This is a genomic window from Paraburkholderia sp. Cpub6 (assembly GCF_014201065.1).
GTDB lineage: Bacteria > Pseudomonadota > Gammaproteobacteria > Burkholderiales > Burkholderiaceae > Paraburkholderia > Paraburkholderia tuberum.
Genome location: NZ_JACHDM010000003.1, coordinates 40,073 through 57,757 on the forward strand (window position 1 = coordinate 40,073; position 17,685 = coordinate 57,757).

The 17,685-nt window shown below is 63.7% G+C and carries 14 protein-coding genes; 4 read left to right on the forward strand and 10 right to left on the reverse strand.

Annotated features, from left to right (window positions below):
- Positions 1-85: 85 nt before the first annotated feature.
- The gene (locus HDG33_RS07125) at positions 86-2,137 is read right to left on the reverse strand and encodes a protein-L-isoaspartate(D-aspartate) O-methyltransferase (protein WP_184023388.1); all 2,052 of its coding nucleotides are present in this window, start codon (positions 2,135-2,137) and stop codon (positions 86-88) included.
- A 229-nt stretch (positions 2,138-2,366) separates the two neighbouring features.
- On the opposite strand from HDG33_RS07125, the gene HDG33_RS07130 reads away from it, so the two are divergent.
- On the forward strand, positions 2,367-2,894 hold the full coding sequence (locus HDG33_RS07130; protein WP_184023394.1) for a CinA family protein: 528 nt from the start codon (positions 2,367-2,369) through the stop codon (positions 2,892-2,894).
- A gap of 81 nt (positions 2,895-2,975) precedes the next feature.
- Here HDG33_RS07130 and HDG33_RS07135 read toward each other — a convergent pair whose 3' ends face one another.
- From HDG33_RS07135 to HDG33_RS07145, 3 genes are all read right to left on the reverse strand, one after another.
- Positions 2,976-3,254 (reverse strand): DUF2934 domain-containing protein, encoded by a 279-nt coding sequence (locus tag HDG33_RS07135; protein WP_184023396.1) that lies wholly within the window; start codon positions 3,252-3,254, stop codon positions 2,976-2,978.
- Positions 3,255-3,556: 302 nt separating this feature from the next.
- Positions 3,557-3,829: a DUF6723 family protein gene (locus HDG33_RS07140; RefSeq protein WP_184024220.1), complete on the reverse strand. Its 273-nt coding sequence runs from the start codon at positions 3,827-3,829 to the stop codon at positions 3,557-3,559.
- A gap of 168 nt (positions 3,830-3,997) precedes the next feature.
- Positions 3,998-4,474, reverse strand: a complete 477-nt coding sequence (locus tag HDG33_RS07145; RefSeq protein ID WP_184023405.1) for a hemerythrin domain-containing protein — start codon at positions 4,472-4,474, stop codon at positions 3,998-4,000.
- Positions 4,475-4,798: 324 nt separating this feature from the next.
- Between HDG33_RS07145 and HDG33_RS07150 the strand changes: the two genes are divergently transcribed.
- Positions 4,799-8,881, forward strand: coding sequence for a CheR family methyltransferase (locus HDG33_RS07150; protein ID WP_184023410.1), 4,083 nt, complete (start codon positions 4,799-4,801; stop codon positions 8,879-8,881).
- A 56-nt stretch (positions 8,882-8,937) separates the two neighbouring features.
- A complete protein-coding gene (locus HDG33_RS07155) occupies positions 8,938-9,804 on the forward strand; it encodes a glycosyltransferase family 2 protein (protein WP_409258977.1) in 867 nt (288 codons plus the stop codon).
- A gap of 28 nt (positions 9,805-9,832) precedes the next feature.
- Here HDG33_RS07155 and HDG33_RS07160 read toward each other — a convergent pair whose 3' ends face one another.
- From HDG33_RS07160 to HDG33_RS07175, 5 genes are all read right to left on the reverse strand, one after another.
- Positions 9,833-10,252 (reverse strand): response regulator, encoded by a 420-nt coding sequence (locus HDG33_RS07160; RefSeq protein WP_184023418.1) that lies wholly within the window; start codon positions 10,250-10,252, stop codon positions 9,833-9,835.
- 228 nt (positions 10,253-10,480) lie between these two features.
- Positions 10,481-11,092: a recombinase family protein gene (locus HDG33_RS07165; protein ID WP_184023420.1), complete on the reverse strand. Its 612-nt coding sequence runs from the start codon at positions 11,090-11,092 to the stop codon at positions 10,481-10,483.
- Positions 11,093-11,164: 72 nt separating this feature from the next.
- Positions 11,165-11,287: a hypothetical protein gene (locus tag HDG33_RS37180; protein ID WP_013094087.1), complete on the reverse strand. Its 123-nt coding sequence runs from the start codon at positions 11,285-11,287 to the stop codon at positions 11,165-11,167.
- 1,011 nt (positions 11,288-12,298) lie between these two features.
- Positions 12,299-12,859, reverse strand: a complete 561-nt coding sequence (locus HDG33_RS07170; RefSeq protein WP_260330338.1) for a YMGG-like glycine zipper-containing protein — start codon at positions 12,857-12,859, stop codon at positions 12,299-12,301.
- A 636-nt stretch (positions 12,860-13,495) separates the two neighbouring features.
- A complete protein-coding gene (locus HDG33_RS07175; RefSeq protein WP_260330339.1) occupies positions 13,496-13,810 on the reverse strand; it encodes a DUF4148 domain-containing protein in 315 nt (104 codons plus the stop codon).
- 819 nt (positions 13,811-14,629) lie between these two features.
- On the opposite strand from HDG33_RS07175, the gene HDG33_RS07180 reads away from it, so the two are divergent.
- Positions 14,630-15,007, forward strand: coding sequence for a hypothetical protein (locus HDG33_RS07180; RefSeq protein ID WP_260330340.1), 378 nt, complete (start codon positions 14,630-14,632; stop codon positions 15,005-15,007).
- A 67-nt stretch (positions 15,008-15,074) separates the two neighbouring features.
- Here the strand turns inward: HDG33_RS07180 and HDG33_RS07185 are convergent, their stop codons facing one another.
- Complete coding sequence (locus HDG33_RS07185; protein ID WP_260330341.1) at positions 15,075-17,627, reverse strand: DUF3772 domain-containing protein; 2,553 nt, start codon at positions 17,625-17,627, stop codon at positions 15,075-15,077.
- Positions 17,628-17,685: the final 58 nt, after the last annotated feature.

Consider the following 17,685-nt stretch of genomic DNA (forward strand, 5'->3'; position numbering starts at 1 on the left):
CCCTCGGTTCGGACCTGCTGGAATGCACTGTCCGTTCCGTTGCAAGCCGCGTTCCTCGCCTGAGGCGTGAACGTGCCGATCGCCCTCACACACCGAATGGAAAAGTCTCCGCCGCATGGTTCTTTTCGTCGGCGGAAACGGGCAGCGCGCTCACCGCGCTCGTGCGATCGAACCACACGAACGCATCGAACTGCTCGGCCAGCGACGCTTGCGCGTAATGGCTATACCGCTCGGTCCCGGGACGGTAGATGACGCCGATGAAGCGCTCCAATAGCGGCGCGCGCAGCCGGTCGCGCAGCGTGTCGTGCATGCCGGGCCGCAGGTCGAGCAGGAAGCGCGGGAGACCCGTGCCGTGCATGCTGAATTCGACGCTGCCCTCGAGCGATGGCTGCACGGTTTTCACCTCCATCGGTGCGCCCCAATCGCTCGCCGCGGCGACCGTGCCGCTGTGCGTGCCAAACCCGATCAGCGCCGCCGCGTCGCCGAACTGCGCGCGGCACAGCTGGCCGAGATTGATCTCGTCCTGCATGCGGCCCATCTGCGTGGCGCTCGCGTCGCCGATATGCGAGTTGTGCGCCCACACGACCAGACGCGCCTGCGGCCCGCGGCTGTCGAGCGTATGACGCAGCGTGTCGAACATATGCGTGTCGCGCAGATTCCAGCTTTGCGGCCCGCCGTAGTACATCGCGCGATAGTAGTGCTCGGCGACCGCCACGAGCCGGGCGTTCTGCGCCGCGTCGAGGAAGCGCTCGCCGTCTTCGCGCGCATAGTCGAGCCGGCTTTTCAGCAGATCGCCGAGTTGCGCGACCACGTGTTCTTCGCACTGCGCGTAGCCGCCGCTCAACGCGGCGCGTCCATATACGGCCGGATCTTTCTGCCACGGACTGAGGCACCCATAACGCTCGCGAGCGATGCGCGCCGCGGCAGGGTCGACGCTGTCGAGATAGCGCAATACCGCGTCGATCGATTCGGAAAGGCTGTAGATATCGAGCCCGTAAAAGCGCGTTTCGCGCTCGGGGTGCGCGGCGTTGTGCGAGCGCAGCCACGCGACGAAGCCCATGAAGTCGGTGTTGCGCCACATCCAGGTCGGAAAGCGGCGAAACGGTCGGGACCGCCCGCCGGGCATCGGCCGCTCGCGCACATGCCGGTCGACGATCGCGGCGTCGGGCCAGTCGGCCTCGACCGCGATCATCGAAAAGCCGTGCTGCTCGACGAGGCGCCGCGTGATCGCCGCGCGCGCACGGTAGAACTCCGACGTGCCGTGACTGGCCTCGCCGAGCAGCACGACGCGATGCCCGGCGAAGCGGTCGAAAAATGCCGCGAATTCCGCGGAATCGATGTCGGGCAACGGTTCGGCCGCGTCGCGAATCGCGAGTTCGAGCGCGGCCGGCGTAGGCGCGGCCGGCATAGGTGCGGCCGGCGTAGGCGTGAGCGGTATGGGCGTGGACGTGGATGCGGGCCGCAAATCCGCGCGCGCCGCGCCGCCTGGCTCCGGCCAGCCATCGTCGCCGACGAGCGGCACGAAGCGCACGTCGCCGAACGCATCTTCGTCGTAGTCGTGTTCGTCGCGCCGCACGATCTTCACGAGCCGCTGACGGCTCTGACTGCTGCCGACCGGCATCACGAGCCGTCCGCCCACGGCGAGTTGCATGCGCAGCGCTCGCGGCACACGCGGTCCGCCCGCCGCCGCGATGATCGCGTTATAGGGCGCATGCGCGGCAAGACCTGCGGTGCCGTCGCCGACATGCACTTCGACGTTCTCGTAGCCGAGCCGCTGCAAGCGCTCGCGCGCGCCCTCGGCGAGGCTCGCGTCGCGTTCGATGGAATCCACCCGGCCCGCGATCTCCGCGGCGATCGCGGCCGCATAGCCGGAGCCCGTGCCAATGTCGAGCACGCGATCGCCGGGCTGCAACTCGGCGGCCGCGAGCATCTTCGCGACGATGTACGGCTGCGAGATCGACTGCTCGCCGCCGATCGGCAGCGGCGTATCGTCATACGCGAATTCGCGCAGTTCGGATGGCACGAATGCCTCGCGCGGCACGCGCCGCATCGCCTCGATCACGTAGTCGTCGCGCACGCCGCGTTGCACGATCTGCCGTTCGACCATCCATGCGCGCGCTTCGTCGAAATCGCTCATCGCGGCCTCCTCGCGAATGCGCGGCCCTGCGCGCGCCACGCATTGCGACGGGGCCGCGCGCGAGTTCGCTGCTCTTTCACGCTTCAGCAATGAGCATACCGCCGGCAGGTGCTCGTGGCGATGCGCGAAACGTGAAGCGCGCCCGGACCGATCTTTGCTGCGCGCTTCTCGGGAGCGATTGCACGAACAAAATGCCGTCCGAATCCGTCGCACAACCAAAGCGAAAATCATGAACATTCCCATGCAGGTCGTGTCCTTCCTCAGCTCGCGAGGTCTGAAGCTCGCGACCGCCGAATCCTGCACCGGCGGCCAGATCGCGTCGTATCTGGCGAGCGTGCCGGGTAGCGGCGCGTGTCTCGATGTCGGCTTCGTCAGCTACTCGCCATCGGGCAAAGCAGGCTTTCTCGGCGTGCGGCAAAGCACGATGAAGCAATACGGGCTTACCAGCGAAGCGGTCGCGCGCGAAATGGCCGAGGGCGCGCTGCGCCAGGAAGGCTGCTGCGCGGACATCGCGGTATCGAACACGGGGCTCGCCGATAGCGTCGCGCATGGCGGCTCCGCTGACGATCCGCCACCAGGCACGCAATGCTTCGCGTGGTCGTTCCGACGGCGCGGCAATGAGTTCACCACCTTCGCCGAGACGCGGCGCTTTTCGGGCGACCGCAACGACGTGCGGTCGGCCGCCGCGCTGTATGCGCTGTCGCGCGTCGAGCATTACTTCGCTCGACTCCCGCGCGTCGAGCGGGACCACCGATGAGAGAGCGCGACGCGCCACCAACGCGCATTGCCGGTGGCACCGACGCCATCGCCGGCGTCGGTGTAAAGGGGCGGCGCTCGCTTATCCGGCGCGCGGCCGCGTGGCGCGCTTCGGCGGTTCCATGTCATCGTCCGACATTTCCTGCAGTTGCTCTTCGGGCGCGATGCGCGAGCCGCGCTCGCGCTCCGCGGACTGATCGGTCGGCTCCTGCGGCACGGCAGCCTCGTCGGCCGCGCCTTCCGCCTCGATCTGCCGGCGCGCTTCTTCCCAATGGTCGTCGGCTCTCCCTTCCGGCGACGGATCGTTTTCCCAGATCTGGTACGCCCGCGTGCGAATGCGGGCTTCGAGTTCCTTGTCCATAAGTGCTTCTCCGTGAACGTGAGCGATGCCGCGGTACGGCGCCAGATGCACCGTGCCCGAATGACGGCGAGCCACAGGCTAGCAAGCGTTGTTCCGCGCGGTGCGCGTTCGTTCGATGGCACCCCGCTATTCGACGAGCCAATCAAATCAGCGCGCCGCCGGACTGGTGCTCGAGGAAGGCGACGTCGACGACGTCGGAACGAAAACGGCGGGCGCACAGATCCACCGCGTGCCGGCCGTGAACCAGGGCAAGCGTTTGAAGGGGATCGTGTCGCCAGGCGATATCGCGGCGGGCCGCGCGCTCACGCCTCGGGACAGGCAAGGTCGGCCGCGACGATTCGCGCACCGTACTCCTCGGCGGCGAGCCGCGCTTCCTCGATACTGTTGAACGGACCGACTTCGGGCGCGCCATCGAACGGGAACAGACGGCGGCCATCCACTTTACGGCTCACCAGCAGATCGGCATAGAATCGCCCATCGGCGCTGCGGCGCGCGGTGACGTAGATGGAAAAGTCGTCGCTTGAGGCGACCCCTGCCGCCAGATACTGCGTCAGTTTCAGCTTTCTCCTTGACATGGCTCTCCCCTGCTGCATCAGGCGATCCTGTTGTACCCTCCTGAAATCGATGTTAATGGACATGTAACAGGGTGCGCACGTCCGTAAGTGTCGACTTATAGACAAGACTGTCGCAGCGACGTTTTAAACGAATCAGTGCGAGCGCCGCGCGCAAATTCAAGACTCCCATCAGGTCTTGTCGCCGACCGCGCGACTGCCCGCCTGATCCAGCCTGGCTTGCAGCGTTTGCTTGCGCGCCGCGACCTTTTCACCGAGCGCGGCGAGATCGCAGCCGGTGCGCCGCAAGGCCGGAAAGAGTTCGCCTTCCTCTTGCTCGACGTGATGCCGCACGAGCTCGGACATGACCTTGAACGTCGCGTCGAAGCCTTTGTCGCCCGGCTTCAGCGTCTCGAACTTCGCGATCAGCGTTTTCACCAGAAAATGCTCGACGTAGGCTTCATCGACATCGAGCTTGTCGTCGTCGGGCAGCGCCTGTTGCGCGGCCGGATACAACAGTTCTTCCTCGATGATCGTATGCATCGTCAGCTCTTCGCATGCGCGCTGCGTCAGCGCGGCTTCGGCTTCGAGCGTGTCGCGCTCGTCGCCGCGCGATTTGCCGAAGGCGTCGAACAGTTTTTCCACGGCGCGGTGATCGGCCTCGGTCATGCCTACTCGGGCGCATCGCTCGACGACGGCCGCCAGGTCGATGCCGGGGACTCGTTGCGCAAGGCGCTGCGTGCGCTGCGCGAGCGCGAAATGTTCAGCCTGGAGCTTGGCCAATTTCGCCAGTGCAGGAGACACCGCGGCGCAACAGCGCGAGTAGGACAACGCGCGGCGCGCGGGGCCACGCGGCCGAACTCCTGCATTCCATGCTGCTGGAAATATAAGTCCAATGCGAGATAATGCGTGTCTGGCCCAGCAGGAAATGGGCTCGTTGCCCTATAAAAATCCACCGCTGGACTATCCTTTTCCAAGAAGGGACGCGCAGCCATGTCAAAAAAGCGGGGGCAGTCTCTGCCTAGCCAGGCACACTATCCGATCGTCGGCATCGGCGCATCGGCGGGGGGGCTCAACGCGCTGACGGAATTCTTCGAGGCGCTGCCCGCGCACACGTCGATGGCCTTCGTAGTGGTCGTTCACCTGTCACCGGATCACGAAAGCAATCTGGCCTCGCTGCTGCAGAAAGTCACCAGCATGCCGGTGCAGCAGGTCACGGGCCCCACGCCAATCGAATCGGATCACGTTTATCTGGTCGCGCCCTCGTTCGAGATGATCATGGTCGACGGCTACCTGCGCGTCACGCAGAAGCAGTCCGAGGAAGGACGCCGGGCGAGCATCGATTTGTTCTTCCGCACGCTCGCGGAGGCGCACCGCGAACGCGCGATCGGCATCGTGATGTCGGGCGCGGGCTCGGATGGCTCGGTCGGCCTGTCGCGTATCAAGGAAATGGGCGGCATTACGCTCGTGCAGGACCCTTCCGAGGCCGAATACGACAGCATGCCGCGCAGCGCGATCGCGACCGGCATGGCCGATTTCGTGATGACCGCGGCCGAGATGCCGCAACGGCTGATGGATCTGTGGTCCACCGCACGGGAAATCCATTTGCCGGCCGCGCAGGCGGAAGAGCCCGACGAAGACACGGTCAACGAGTCGGCGGAACGCGCGTTGCGCGAGATCATGGTGATCCTGCGCACCCGCACCGCGCACGACTTCCGCCATTACAAGCGGGCTACGGTCCTGCGCCGCATCGAACGCCGGCTACAGGTCAACGGCATCACCGAGCTGCAGGCGTATCGCGACTATTTGCATCTGCATCCCGAAGAAACCCAGGCGCTGCTGCAGGACATGCTGATCAGCGTCACCAATTTCTTCCGTGACAAGGAAGCGTTCGACGTGCTCGAGCGGGAAGTGTTGCCGCCCCTGTTCGAACAGCGCGGCGAGCAGGGCCGTATCCGCGTTTGGTCGGTGGGCTGCGCGACCGGCGAGGAAGCGTATTCGCTGGCCATGCTGATGCAGGAGCGCTCGATAAAGTCACACGAGGGCGTGTCGTTTCAGGTATTCGCGACCGACATCGACGAGCGCGCCATTTCGTTCGCACGCACCGGTCTGTACCCGGACTCGATCTTCGCCGACCTGACGCCGGCGCGCATCCGCCAGTTCTTCACGAAGGACGCCGCGCACTTCCGGATCAAGAAGGAGCTGCGCGAACGCATGCTGTTCGCGCACCATAACGTGCTGAGCGATCCGCCGTTCTCGCGGCTCGACATGATCTGCTGCCGCAACCTGCTGATCTACCTCGACCGCGAAGCGCAGATCGAAATTCTGCGGATGTTCCACTTCGCGCTGCGGCCCGGCGGCGTGCTGTTTCTCGGCAGCTCGGAATCGGCCGACAGCGTGAGCTCGATGTTCACCGTGGTCGACAAGCGCAACCGCATCTATCGCGCGAACATGACCGTGCGCGGCGACACGCCGGTGCCGATGGCGATTTCGGGCACGATGAGATCGCGGCCCGTGGTGACCTCGGTGCAGCCGACAGGGCGCCGGCGCTTCTCGTTCGGCGATCTGCATCAGCGGCTCGTCGAGCAATATGCGCCGCCTAGCGTGCTGGTGAGCCGCGAATCCGAAATCGTTCATCTGTCCGATCGCGCCGGGCGTTTTCTGCAATATTCCGGCGGCGAGCCGTCGCATAACATCGTGGCCGCCGTGCGCCCGGAACTGCGGCTCGAACTGCGCACCGCGATCTATCAGGCCTTGCACACGAACCGCAGTGTCGAAGCGCGCCGCGTGCACATCGAGCGCGATGGCCGTTCGTACTTCGTCAGCATGACCGCGCGGCCGGTACACGATCCGGAAGCGAACGCGGACTTCGTGCTGGTGCTGTTCGACGAGGTCGAGGACAGCATGGCCAACGCGGAAACGGCCTCGGCCGACGTGCAGAAAGACCCGATCATCAGCCAGCTCGAACGCGAGCTGCAACGCACGAAGGAACAGTTGCAGTCCACGATCGAGCAGTCGGAAACCTCGACCGAGGAGCTGAAGGCGTCGAACGAGGAATTGCAGGCGATCAACGAGGAACTGCGCTCGGCGACCGAGGAACTCGAAACCAGCAAGGAAGAGCTGCAATCGATCAACGAGGAGCTGACCACGGTCAACGCGGAACTGAAGTCGAAGGTCGAGGAAACCGGCAAGATCAACGACGACTTGCACAACCTGATCGCCGCGAACGACATCGGCACGATCTTCGTCGACCGCAACTTCTGCATCAAGCGCTATACGCCGCGCGCAACCGACGTCTTCAGCATCATTCCATCGGACATCGGCCGGTCGCTCCTCGACATCACGCACCGGCTCGAATACGACAGGCTCGCCGACGACGCGGCCGAAGCGTTCGACTCGCTGCGCCTGATCGAACGCGAGCTGAAGAGCAACGACGGGCGCTGGTATCTTGCGCGCTTCGTGCCCTACCGCACGACGGAAGACCGCATCGACGGCGCGGTGCTGTCGTTCATCGACATCACCGATCGCCGTCAGGCGGAAGACCGGCTGCGCGAAGGCGAGCGGCGCATGCGCATCGTCGCGGAGGGCACCAAGGACTACGCGATCATCACGTTCGACGATAACGGCGTGATCACTAGCTGGAACGCGGGCGCGGAACGGATTTTCGGCTATTCGGAAGCCGAAATGATCGGCCAGTCCGCCGACATCCTGTACACCGACGAGGACCGCGCCGGCAACGTCGCGCAACGCGAGTTCGCCGAAGCGCGTCTGAACGGCCGCGCCGAAGAGGAGTGCTGGCATCTGCGCAAGGACGGCACGCGCTTTTTCGCGAGCGGCGTGCTGTCCCGTCTCGACGAACCGGGCATCAGCGGCTTTGCGAAGATCACGCGCGATCTCGGCGAATATGTGCACGAACCGACCTCGGGACGCGGCACCCATGTCGAAACGCTGCGCGCGGCGAGCGAGCGCGACGCGCAGCGGCGCCGCGACGAATTTCTCGCGGTCGTGTCGCACGAGCTCAAGCATCCGCTGAACCTGATTTCGGCCAGCGCCGAGCTGATCGCGCGCGCGCCGGAAGCGCGGCAGAACCTGAACGTGTCGCGCGCGACCGATACGATCCGCCGCACCGTGATGGGCCAGGCGCAAATCATCGACGATCTGCTCGACATTTCGCGCGTGCGCACGGGCAAGCTGTCGGTCGTGCGCACCGTAGTGGACATGCGCGAGATCGTGCAGCGCGTGTGCAGCGCGGTGCAGGACGATGCCGCGCAACGCGGCATCACGCTCAGCGTCGAGATGACCGATGCGCCCGTGATCGTTCACGCCGATCTCACGCGGATCGAGCAGATCGTGTGGAATCTGATCAGCAATGCGCTGAAGTTCACGCAGCGCGGTTCGATCCAGGTGTCGTTGCAGGTCAACGATCACGCCGAGGCCGTGCTGCGCGTCAGCGATACCGGCATCGGCATCGAGGCGTCGCTGCTGCCGCATATCTTCGAGATGTTCCAGCAGAGCCGCGATCCGGGCTCGCACCGCGGGGGCCTCGGCATCGGCCTCGCGCTGGTGCGTGATCTGGTCAACCTGCACGGCGGCGCGGTGCGTGCGGAGTCGGACGGCGTCGGCCGCGGTGCAACGTTCACGGTGACCCTGCCCACCCACCGGCTCGCCACCCGCACGAGCGCGGGTATCGAAGTCACCGCCGAGCCGTTGAAGGGCACACGTATCCTGATGGTCGACGACGACGCCGCGACCGTCGAAACCTTCAAGCTGCTGCTGGAAAGCGAGGGCGCCGAAGTGCGGACCGCGACGAGCGGCGAGGAAGCGCTGACGATGATCAACGGCAACGCGCCCGATATCATCCTGTCCGACATCGGCATGCCGGGCATGGACGGTATGGAGTTCATCGGCAAGCTGCGCGGTATGCCGGCGATGAAGTCCGTGATCTGTATCGCGGTCAGCGGCTTCGGCCAGCAGGCGGACGTCAGCGCGGCCGAAGACGCGGGCTTCGACGCGCACCTGAAAAAGCCGGTGGTTCTCGAAGACCTGATGAGTATTTTCGCGCGGCTGCGCGGCTGAACTAGCGGCTTGACGGGGCGCAACGGGTCTATCCGTTGCTTTGCGACGACGACGCGTTGCGCGACGCGACCCTCGCGACGGCCGCGTTGACCTCGATCGGTGGCTGCCTGTCGCCGAACGGCGGTTCCACCGACAACACGGTCGCACTCGTCGAAGCGCGCTATCCGAGCGTTCGCGTCGTCGGATGCAACGGCAATCTCGGCGCGGCAGGGCGCAACCACGCGGTCGCGTGCGTCGAGACCGACTATGTCGCGTTCTGCGATGACGACACCTGGTGGGGCCCGGGCTCGCTCGAACGCGCGGTGCAATTGCTCGATGCATGGCCGCGCGTCGGCGTGCTGAATGCGCGCGTCGCGGTCGGCGCGGACAACACGACGGATCCGACCTGTGCGTTGATGCGCGCAAGCCCGCTCGGCCGTGTCGGTCTGCCGGGGCCCTCCTTGATCGGCTTGATGGCGGGCGCATGCGTGTTTCGCGCGGCGCTGTATCGCGAGATCGGCGGCTATGAGCCGCGTCTTTTCATCGGCGGTGAGGAAACACTCGTTTCGCTCGACGTGCTCGCGTCGGGACATGCGATCGTCTACTGCGAGCAATTGACGCTCCATCACCATCCGTCGCCGGTGCGCGACAGCGCGTTGCGCCGTCGCATGCTCGCGCGCAACGCCGCGTGGGTCGCGTGGCTGCGTCTGCCGTTGGGCGAAGCGTTGAGCGCGACTCTGCGCGCCCTCGACGTATTCGCGCGGGAAGGCACGCTGATGCGCGACGGCACCGAATTACTGGCCGGGCTGGCGTGGACCGTGCGAGAACGCCGGGTGGTCCCCCGGTCGATCCTCGCGATGCGCGACCGCGTGCGCGCCGCCGAGCGCAATCTCGACGCGTCCGCAACGACGACTGTTGGTGGCAAGTTCGACGCGCCGATCTGAGACCTCGCCCAGACCTGAATCGCGCGCATCATGATCGCGGCAACGCCGTGTCCGTGCGCGACGGCGGCTGCGCGAGCCGCCGGATCGCGGCGATCAGTTCTGCGGGCGCCACGGGCTTGTGCAAGTGCGCGTCGAAACCCGCGGTGCGCGCACGCTGTTCGTCGAGTGCGTCCGTGTAGCCGGTCAGCGCAATCGCGGGCAGTGGCCCGCCGCGTATCGACGGCCGCCCGCCTTCCAGTGCGCGCAAACGGCTCAGCACGTCATAGCCATCTTCGCCGGCCAGCATCAGATCGCAGAGCAGCACATCCGGCCATTGCGCCGGGTCCGTCGCGCGCAGCCAGTCCAGCGCTTCGGTGCCCGCTGCACATAGCCGTACGCGTGCGCCGCTCGTGCTCAGCACCGCTTCGAGCGCGTCGCGCGCTTCTTCCTGGTTGTCGATCGCGAGCACGAAGAGGCCATCGAGCGGAGCGGGCTCCGCCGATCGGTCCCGAGCTCAACGCGGCCGAGATAATCGCGAGGCGATCCGCACGGCAATCGACCAGATCGACGCTCAGCGACTCGCGTCCGCCCGCGTGGTTCACGTGGGCGGACCAGCCGCACACTTGCGCACGATGTTCGATCAGGCTTTTCCAGACCTCGACGACTCGCAGTGATCCCGGGCTCCGGCACGCAATTTCTACACGGCTGGCGTGTCCGCGCGAATGCGCATCACGGTCTGACGCGACGTGCCGAAGCGCCGCGCGACCTCGCTGACCGACTGTCCTCTGCCGAGAGATTGCAGCACGCGTTGACGCTGCTGCTCGGAAAGCGACGGCGGCCTGCCCGTGTGCTTGCCGCTCGCGCGAACGGCCGCGAGACTGTCGCGGCTGCGCAGGCTGCGGCACGCGGCGTCGAGCCGCACCAGCGCGCGCAATGCCTTCACCGCCGAGGGCTCGGGGCGCCCGGCCAGATCGGTATGGCCGACTTCGACGCAACGCAGCGCCACGCCGGCCTTCCGGCACTGCATCACGGTGGCGAGGATGTCGCGCGCGTTGCAGCCGAGCGCGGCCAGCTCGAGCACGACGAGCGTGTCGCGCGGCGCGATTCGTCGGATCAGACTCTGCAGCTCGGGGCGGTCGCGCGCCTGCGCATAGGTCGGCAGATCTTCGACCACGACCCGCGCGAGCGTGACCATGTAGCCGGCCTTGTCGAGCCGGATCAGCGCCTGCTCGTGCCGAACCGCATCGTGCGCGCCGAACAGATAGATGTGAAGTTTTTCCACTTCGCCTTCGTAGTGACGATCCGCCATTAGCGGCGCTATTACGTCGGGGTTCCCGTTTTTTCGAGCGACGACGCCTGGACACGCCGTCACTCATCGCGCTCAGGGCTGCCGCTGGCCGCCCTGATGCGTCGGAGGAGTCTGGTTCTGTTGCTGCTGTCCGCTGTCGCGGCCGGGCTGCGCCGGATTCGACGGCTGACGATTCGAATTCTTGTCCGAAGTCATGACGCTCTCCTACGTGAGATTGCGGGTGACCGTGGCTAACCGCGGCCATCGTGATCAACCCGCAACCAGCGTTCCCGGTCCTGCCCGCGCCAGAGCGTTGCGGCGCGGGCATGCAAGCGCCTGGCTATGACGCTTCCGCTGGCGATGCGAGCAGCCCGGTGGAGGAATTTTCAAAGTGTATCAATCGCGTTGAACGTCCAATACGGTTGGCGTCGGTATTGGCGCGATTGAACTGTCATTGCGTGGGCGGTGGAGGCGCGGCAAGTGACGGCCGCGCATCGGGAACCGCAATCGGGGACGGCCGCGGAATCCGTCTGACGGGAAGGCATGTAGCGCCCTGCTCAAAGCTCGGCGCCAGAGCGGCCATGCAGATATGAGCCGACGCGAAGAACGCGACGGTTCGCTCGCCTCTTTACTGAAGCCGACTGCGCAGCGTCTTCGCGGCGGCGACCATGTTCGTGAGCGCGGGAATCACTTCCGCCCACTGACGCGTTTTCGTCCAGCTCGCGCATCGTCATCGTTATCCGTTCTATTACTACTATCGAAGCTCCCCGTGCCGGACAACCGGCGGCCGGGCTTACGCCCTTCCCTTGTGGGCATTATGCGATGACAACATCGCTTCGTTTTACGCATCCAGACCGAGGTGCATGACTTCAGCAACCCGCATCCCGGTCCTGGCGAGCAACAATATGATTGCTGTGTTCCGCAGCGGCTGAAACGTCGCAGCGTCGACCCGCACTTGATGAGCCGTTCCACATCATCGTTCGTCAGGCTGGCTGGAAGCGTCGCGTGACGCCATCTCCGGATTCGAGGTAGTGGTTCCTCGAGACCGGACGGCACACGACCCATCACGGTGAGAAACCGCAGCATCGCGCGCAGCGCGACGATTGGCGAATTCGATGGTCGGCGCCTCTTGCTCGAAAGTTCGCGGTGCAGAAATCCGCGGAGATCTTCGATTGACAGGTCTTGCCAAGCCAGCCTGACGCGCCACGAAACGTCGGCGTGCCTGGTTCAGTAACCTGGTGGAGGCGCCGTATCGTAGGCCGGCGGCGGAGGCGTCGCTTCGTCGTGCGTCCGGTACACATTGGCGGCGCTGCGCGGGACCGGCACACGCTCGCCATTTGCGTACATGCACTGAACGTACGCCTGATCGTAGCGATGTTGAAGGCTGATGGAGGAGCTCTGCGCCATGCCGGCGCCGATCATGCTGCCGCCGAGCAGGCCTGTGCCTGCGCCGACCGCTGCGCCACGGCGGCCGTTGAACGCCGCACCGGCCGCCGCCCCGAGCGCGGTACCGACGGCCATACCGCCCAGGGCGCCCGTCGCTGTGGCCTGTTGGTTGCTGACGCCGCCGGTCTTCTGAGAAGCAAATTGCTGGCATGTCGCGTCGTCGGCGCGGAATTGATCGAAGGACTTGCCGGTGCCGGGCAGGGCCATCACTGTGGGACCCATCGGCACGCCCGCACAGCCGTCGAGCGCGATGATGCAGCTCAGACTGACCGCGGCGGTGACTAGCGCGGATACGCCCCGTTTCGTGCGCATTGCCAGAGAGAGAGAATTCATCTTGCTCATGTCATTTCGGCCCGGTTGGCCTCACCGGCACTTCCACCCAGCCGCTCGAACACCCCTTCACGTACGGGTAATATTTTTTTGTCACCGGGCAATACCACCAGGTACCCGACGGCGGACTCGTCTGCGTTTTTTCGACGTAGACGGTGCTCGGGGTTGGCTGGACCGACTGGACGACGAGTGGGGCGGGCGCAGCGTAGTAGACGGCGGGGGGCGCCATCATCATGGGGGGCGGGACACCCACAAGGACACCGACGCGCACATGCGCTTGCGCGGTGCTATGCAGGCATACGGCCGTAGTCGCGATCAGCGCAAGCAAAACTATCCTGGATCTCACAAACTTTCTCCTATTCGATGAAGCGGGCCTGCCGCGATCCGGCGCAAAACGGTAAGGCCATGGCGCAAAAAACCGAACGGGTTCAACCTGGCGAATTCCGCTGCGCGACAAAAAAGGGATCTCGTTGGTGCTGGTTGAAGTGAATCCCGCGTGGCCGAACCTGGTGATTCCGGGGCCGGCCGACCCCGAAGGCAGATTCCCGACATCTACGCCTTCCGCTGAACCTCGCGTCCGGAGGGGGTACGCCGACGTCGCTATGGAAAGCCAGACAAGGCTGCGGCTTGCCCCGCCGTGATGTCCAATCAACTTTCGTTGTAGATAGAACGATACGAGGCCAGCTGAGCCATCGCCGGTACCCCCGAAACTGCGGAGCCCAGTTTCACGCCACCGCGCCCACTGAACGCCTGCTGTTGAGCCGCCACGCTCGCCAGCGCCGCGTGGATGTTCGCCGGATAGTGTGCGTCACCGTTGGGGTGGTCAGAGCCCGCTAGCTGCAGTCGGATGACTTCTTCGTGCACTAGCTCACGCGTCAGAGGACCATTGCCCTGAGCAGAGGTGGCCGTGGGGAGAGCGATGACTGACACGACAGTGAGAACGGGCATGAACGCTTTAGCCATGATGAAGCTTCCAGTCTCGAGCGCCGGGAACAACAGACGCCGGGTTAGCGAAACAACGACCAGGCAAGGTCTTGAAGTCCGTGTGCCCGTTCCGTTGAGGTCCGTCATCTTCTTATCGTTCGATTACAAATAGTTCTCTTCAATACATTGTTTCCGAGCTTGCAACGTCGAGAGGCATCTATCCGCGCGCAGCGGTCGCGAAACGACAGGGCGCCGTACCGAACGGCGATCTCGGGGCGCGGAGCCCTCGTGCTGCGACCTGCATTTGATGAAGGCCGCCCAACCGGCGTAATTTGCGAGCGGACGGCGGATGTATAGGCGCGTCAAGAACCGATACGCTTGGATAACTCGGGGTCTACCTTGTCCGGTCAACGATTCGCGAGCCACCCAACCTCCATGTTCATGAAATGGCAACTCACAATTGCGCGGGTCGAATAACGACGCGCTGTCGATATACTGCAACCCACATCTGACACAGCATGTGCTCAGTTTTGCGGTGGATACCGGCTCTGTTATTTACAAAGGATTAGCCAGCGCAACGATTCACGTCCAGGCGCAGACAGTCGGACACTGAAGTCATTCACGAGATCGTGCAGCACGCGTTGCGCAGCGCAGCTACGGCATCCACTGCAAGCGGGGCTATAGATGTGCTCGGCGACGCGCTGCTCGAAGTCGAGCGCCTGGTCGCAAATACAAGCCTCCTGATGCACTGATTGGTATAGGTCCGGCAGCAATCGACATTCACGTTCCCGGTCGCGCCACCGATGCCGTCGGCGCAAAAGCAGCCGCTACCCTTCCTTTAACCCATAGGAGTCTTCAATGAAAAAGTGGTTTGCCGCGCTGCTGATTTTATTCGCAGCGAGTTCACACGCAGCCGGCGATTCGTCGATGAGCGCAACGGTTGAAAGCGTCGCAGGTATCAATCAACTCGGCGGACTCGTAGTGCTACGGTCAGCGGACAGCAAGTGCCGTTACTACGGTGTACTGCAGCAGACTGCGCGTGCGCCGCGTGGCATGGCAGAGCACATCGCTGCAGTGATCCAGGACGGAAAAGTCTATGACTGGATGACAGTTATCAGTTACTCGGAATGCCTGCAAGCGAACGGAACCTACACCAAGGAACGCGTTTCGCTGGATTCGCCCGGCGGAAAGCGGTTCCGGGTGGGCGATAGCGTAGAGCTGCGATCACCGGTGTAACGAGGGCCAGCAAGCCACCGATAAGGGCTTTTACCAGTCCCATGAGCGCGAGAAATCACGTCGACGACTATCTATTCTCGCTGATTGCAGACAGGACACGGAGCTCTACCGGACCGGAATTGCGATCGGTGGGTTCCTGGTTCGAGATGATATCGCTCGTACTTCGGACTACGACGGTTCGAGAGATCGACAGCGGTATTTCTGCAGCACGTAGTCGCTTCAGGATTGCAAATAGCAGATCGCTTCTGGTATCCCCGGCGATTCTCGGGCTACCGACATAGCCGGTAACAGTCAATGTCATACCGTCAGGCGTCAACTGGCTAAAGATCACCGATGGCGCGGGACGATCGAGAACCGATGGGTGATCCAGGTAAGCTTGCAGAAGAACATCGCGCACCTGCTCCGGATCGACGTCCAGCGCAAAAGTAAGGGCCAGTGTGACAACCCCCTGCGTTTTGTTTCCCATTGTCACGTTGCGCACATTCTGAGAAATCAGGTGCGAATTGGGAACGATCACCGTTGATCTGTCTGCGAGCTGTATTTCGGTCGCACGTACACTGATGCGCCGGATATCGCCTTCAATGCCGGTGATACTGATCATGTCGCCTACTTTGACCGGCCGTTCAGCAAGCAATATCAGGCCGGAAATGAAGTTTTTAACGATTTCCTGCAGACCAAAGCCGATGCCCACCGACAATGCGCTGACGATCCACGCCAGGTTATGCCATTTCACGCCGAGTACGGACAAGGTTTGCAGCGCGACGAGGACATAGCAGACGTTGGCGAAGACCGTTACCAGCGACGCGCGCATACCCGAACTCATTTGCGTCTTGGGCAGAAACTCGGCGTCCAGCCATTTGCGCATGAGCCCAACCAGATACAGGCACACTGCACAGGTAAAGATAGCGCTGAAGATATGGGCGGGAACGATATTGAGCGCATGTAATCGCTCGCCACCGAGTACGTCGAGAATGCTATCGACCAGATCTCGGGGCGTTGTCCCGAGGCCGCCCGTTAGCAGTGCGATGACTGCGGCGAGCATCAATGCGCTGCGAAGAATGGCGGAGAGTACCGTCGCCACCTGTTCGAGATGAACATCTTGCAGCCCGAATAGATGCCTGATTGTTTTGCCGCTGGCGTGGCATGGCGAAAATACGGTTTCGCAAACATCATGAGCGAGCTTCGTCAGCAGATAAACGCTGCTCAGTACGAGATCGAACCAGACCAGTTCGTAAGTCATGAACCGCGCGAACGAAACATAACCACAGAGCAATGCAATCAGAGAAGCTCCGACGGCAAGGCTGACGGCGGCATGAATAATGCCAGCGAGGGTAGAACGCGCCTCAGGCGATTCTCCGGCAGCGGCGAGCGCAGTGAGTACCCGGTTTGCGCGTAAAAGCGACATCCCGATGGTCAGAGCGACCACCAACGCCACCACGCCGCGAGTAAAGAGCGTAAGTTGCACGCTGGTATCGACGGCCCGGTTGATCTGCTCGATGGCTCCTGAAAACAGCAGCAGTGCGGCCAGTGTCCGTGGGAAAGGGCGTAGCGCGCGAGCGACGGGATCCGCGATGGCCGGCAACCGCCATGACGGATGTCGTGTGCAAAGCAATGCCCGGCCGAGAGCGGCGACCAGCGCGCAGGTCACAACATGTTTGATGATTTCGCTGGCGAAGCTTTGCAGCGCAGGAGGCAGCGCCTGCTGACGGGTCAACGCGAAGTAGAGCAGATCAATGGCACATATGGTGGTCACCAAAGACGCGACGACGGTCGAGATCGCCATCGCGCTGCGCCGTATCCGGCCTTCCGGAAGGCGGCGTAGGCAGAACCGTTCTGATGCTCTGTCGAGAAGCCGTGTTCCGATCGTTGCAACGGCCAGGGCGAGCAGCACAAGCAGGGACGTTGCAACCCGCTGCCCCGTTTGCCATGTCGTTTGAATCTGCCTGTCGATCTGCGCATTGAAGTCTCGCAGACGTTGATAGTCAGCCGTGTCCGGGTGGAGCGCCGACGCCCAGAACGCGGCGCTGACTACGCTGTCGGAACGAAGAGCCAGTTGATCTTTCAGATGGTTTTGCAGCAGTCGCGTGATCTGGGCGCTCAGGTTGGCAAGGTTCTCCTTGATCGTTGCCGCCTGCTTGAGTTCGGCATCGAGTTGCAATTGCTGAGCAGCGAGAACGCTGCGCTGTTGGGCGACCGCGGGAGTTTCCGCGGCGGATTCGGAAGCGGGTGCTGTTCCGAGTACGTCGAGCTGGGCATGCGTTTTCGCGCGATCGGGCTCCAGCGACGTGGTTATCAGCCTGTCGACGTCTTCGGCGACGCGGCGGCTCAATGCGTCCAGCCCGGACAGCTGCGCGTCGCTTGTTGCCGTCGAAGCACGCTGCCGGATCTGGTCCTGTTTTTCCTGAAGCGCACCGAGCCTTTGTAATGCCTCGGAGCCCGCGCCCATGGATGGCGAAAAATCAGCAGGAGCATCTATGCTAAGGGGTGGCAGCGTCGCTGCGTTGGAGGCAACCGGAATCAGGCCGAACATCGTCAGCGCGATAAGGTGAAAAATGACTGCAACTATTTGTCGCGCGGTGGAAGCGCGGCGAAGAGTATGCATTTGAGAGATCTGGCTCATGCACACGATACCTAGTAAGCGGTGTTGCATTCGGTCGCGGCCGGGCGTGAAATGAGGG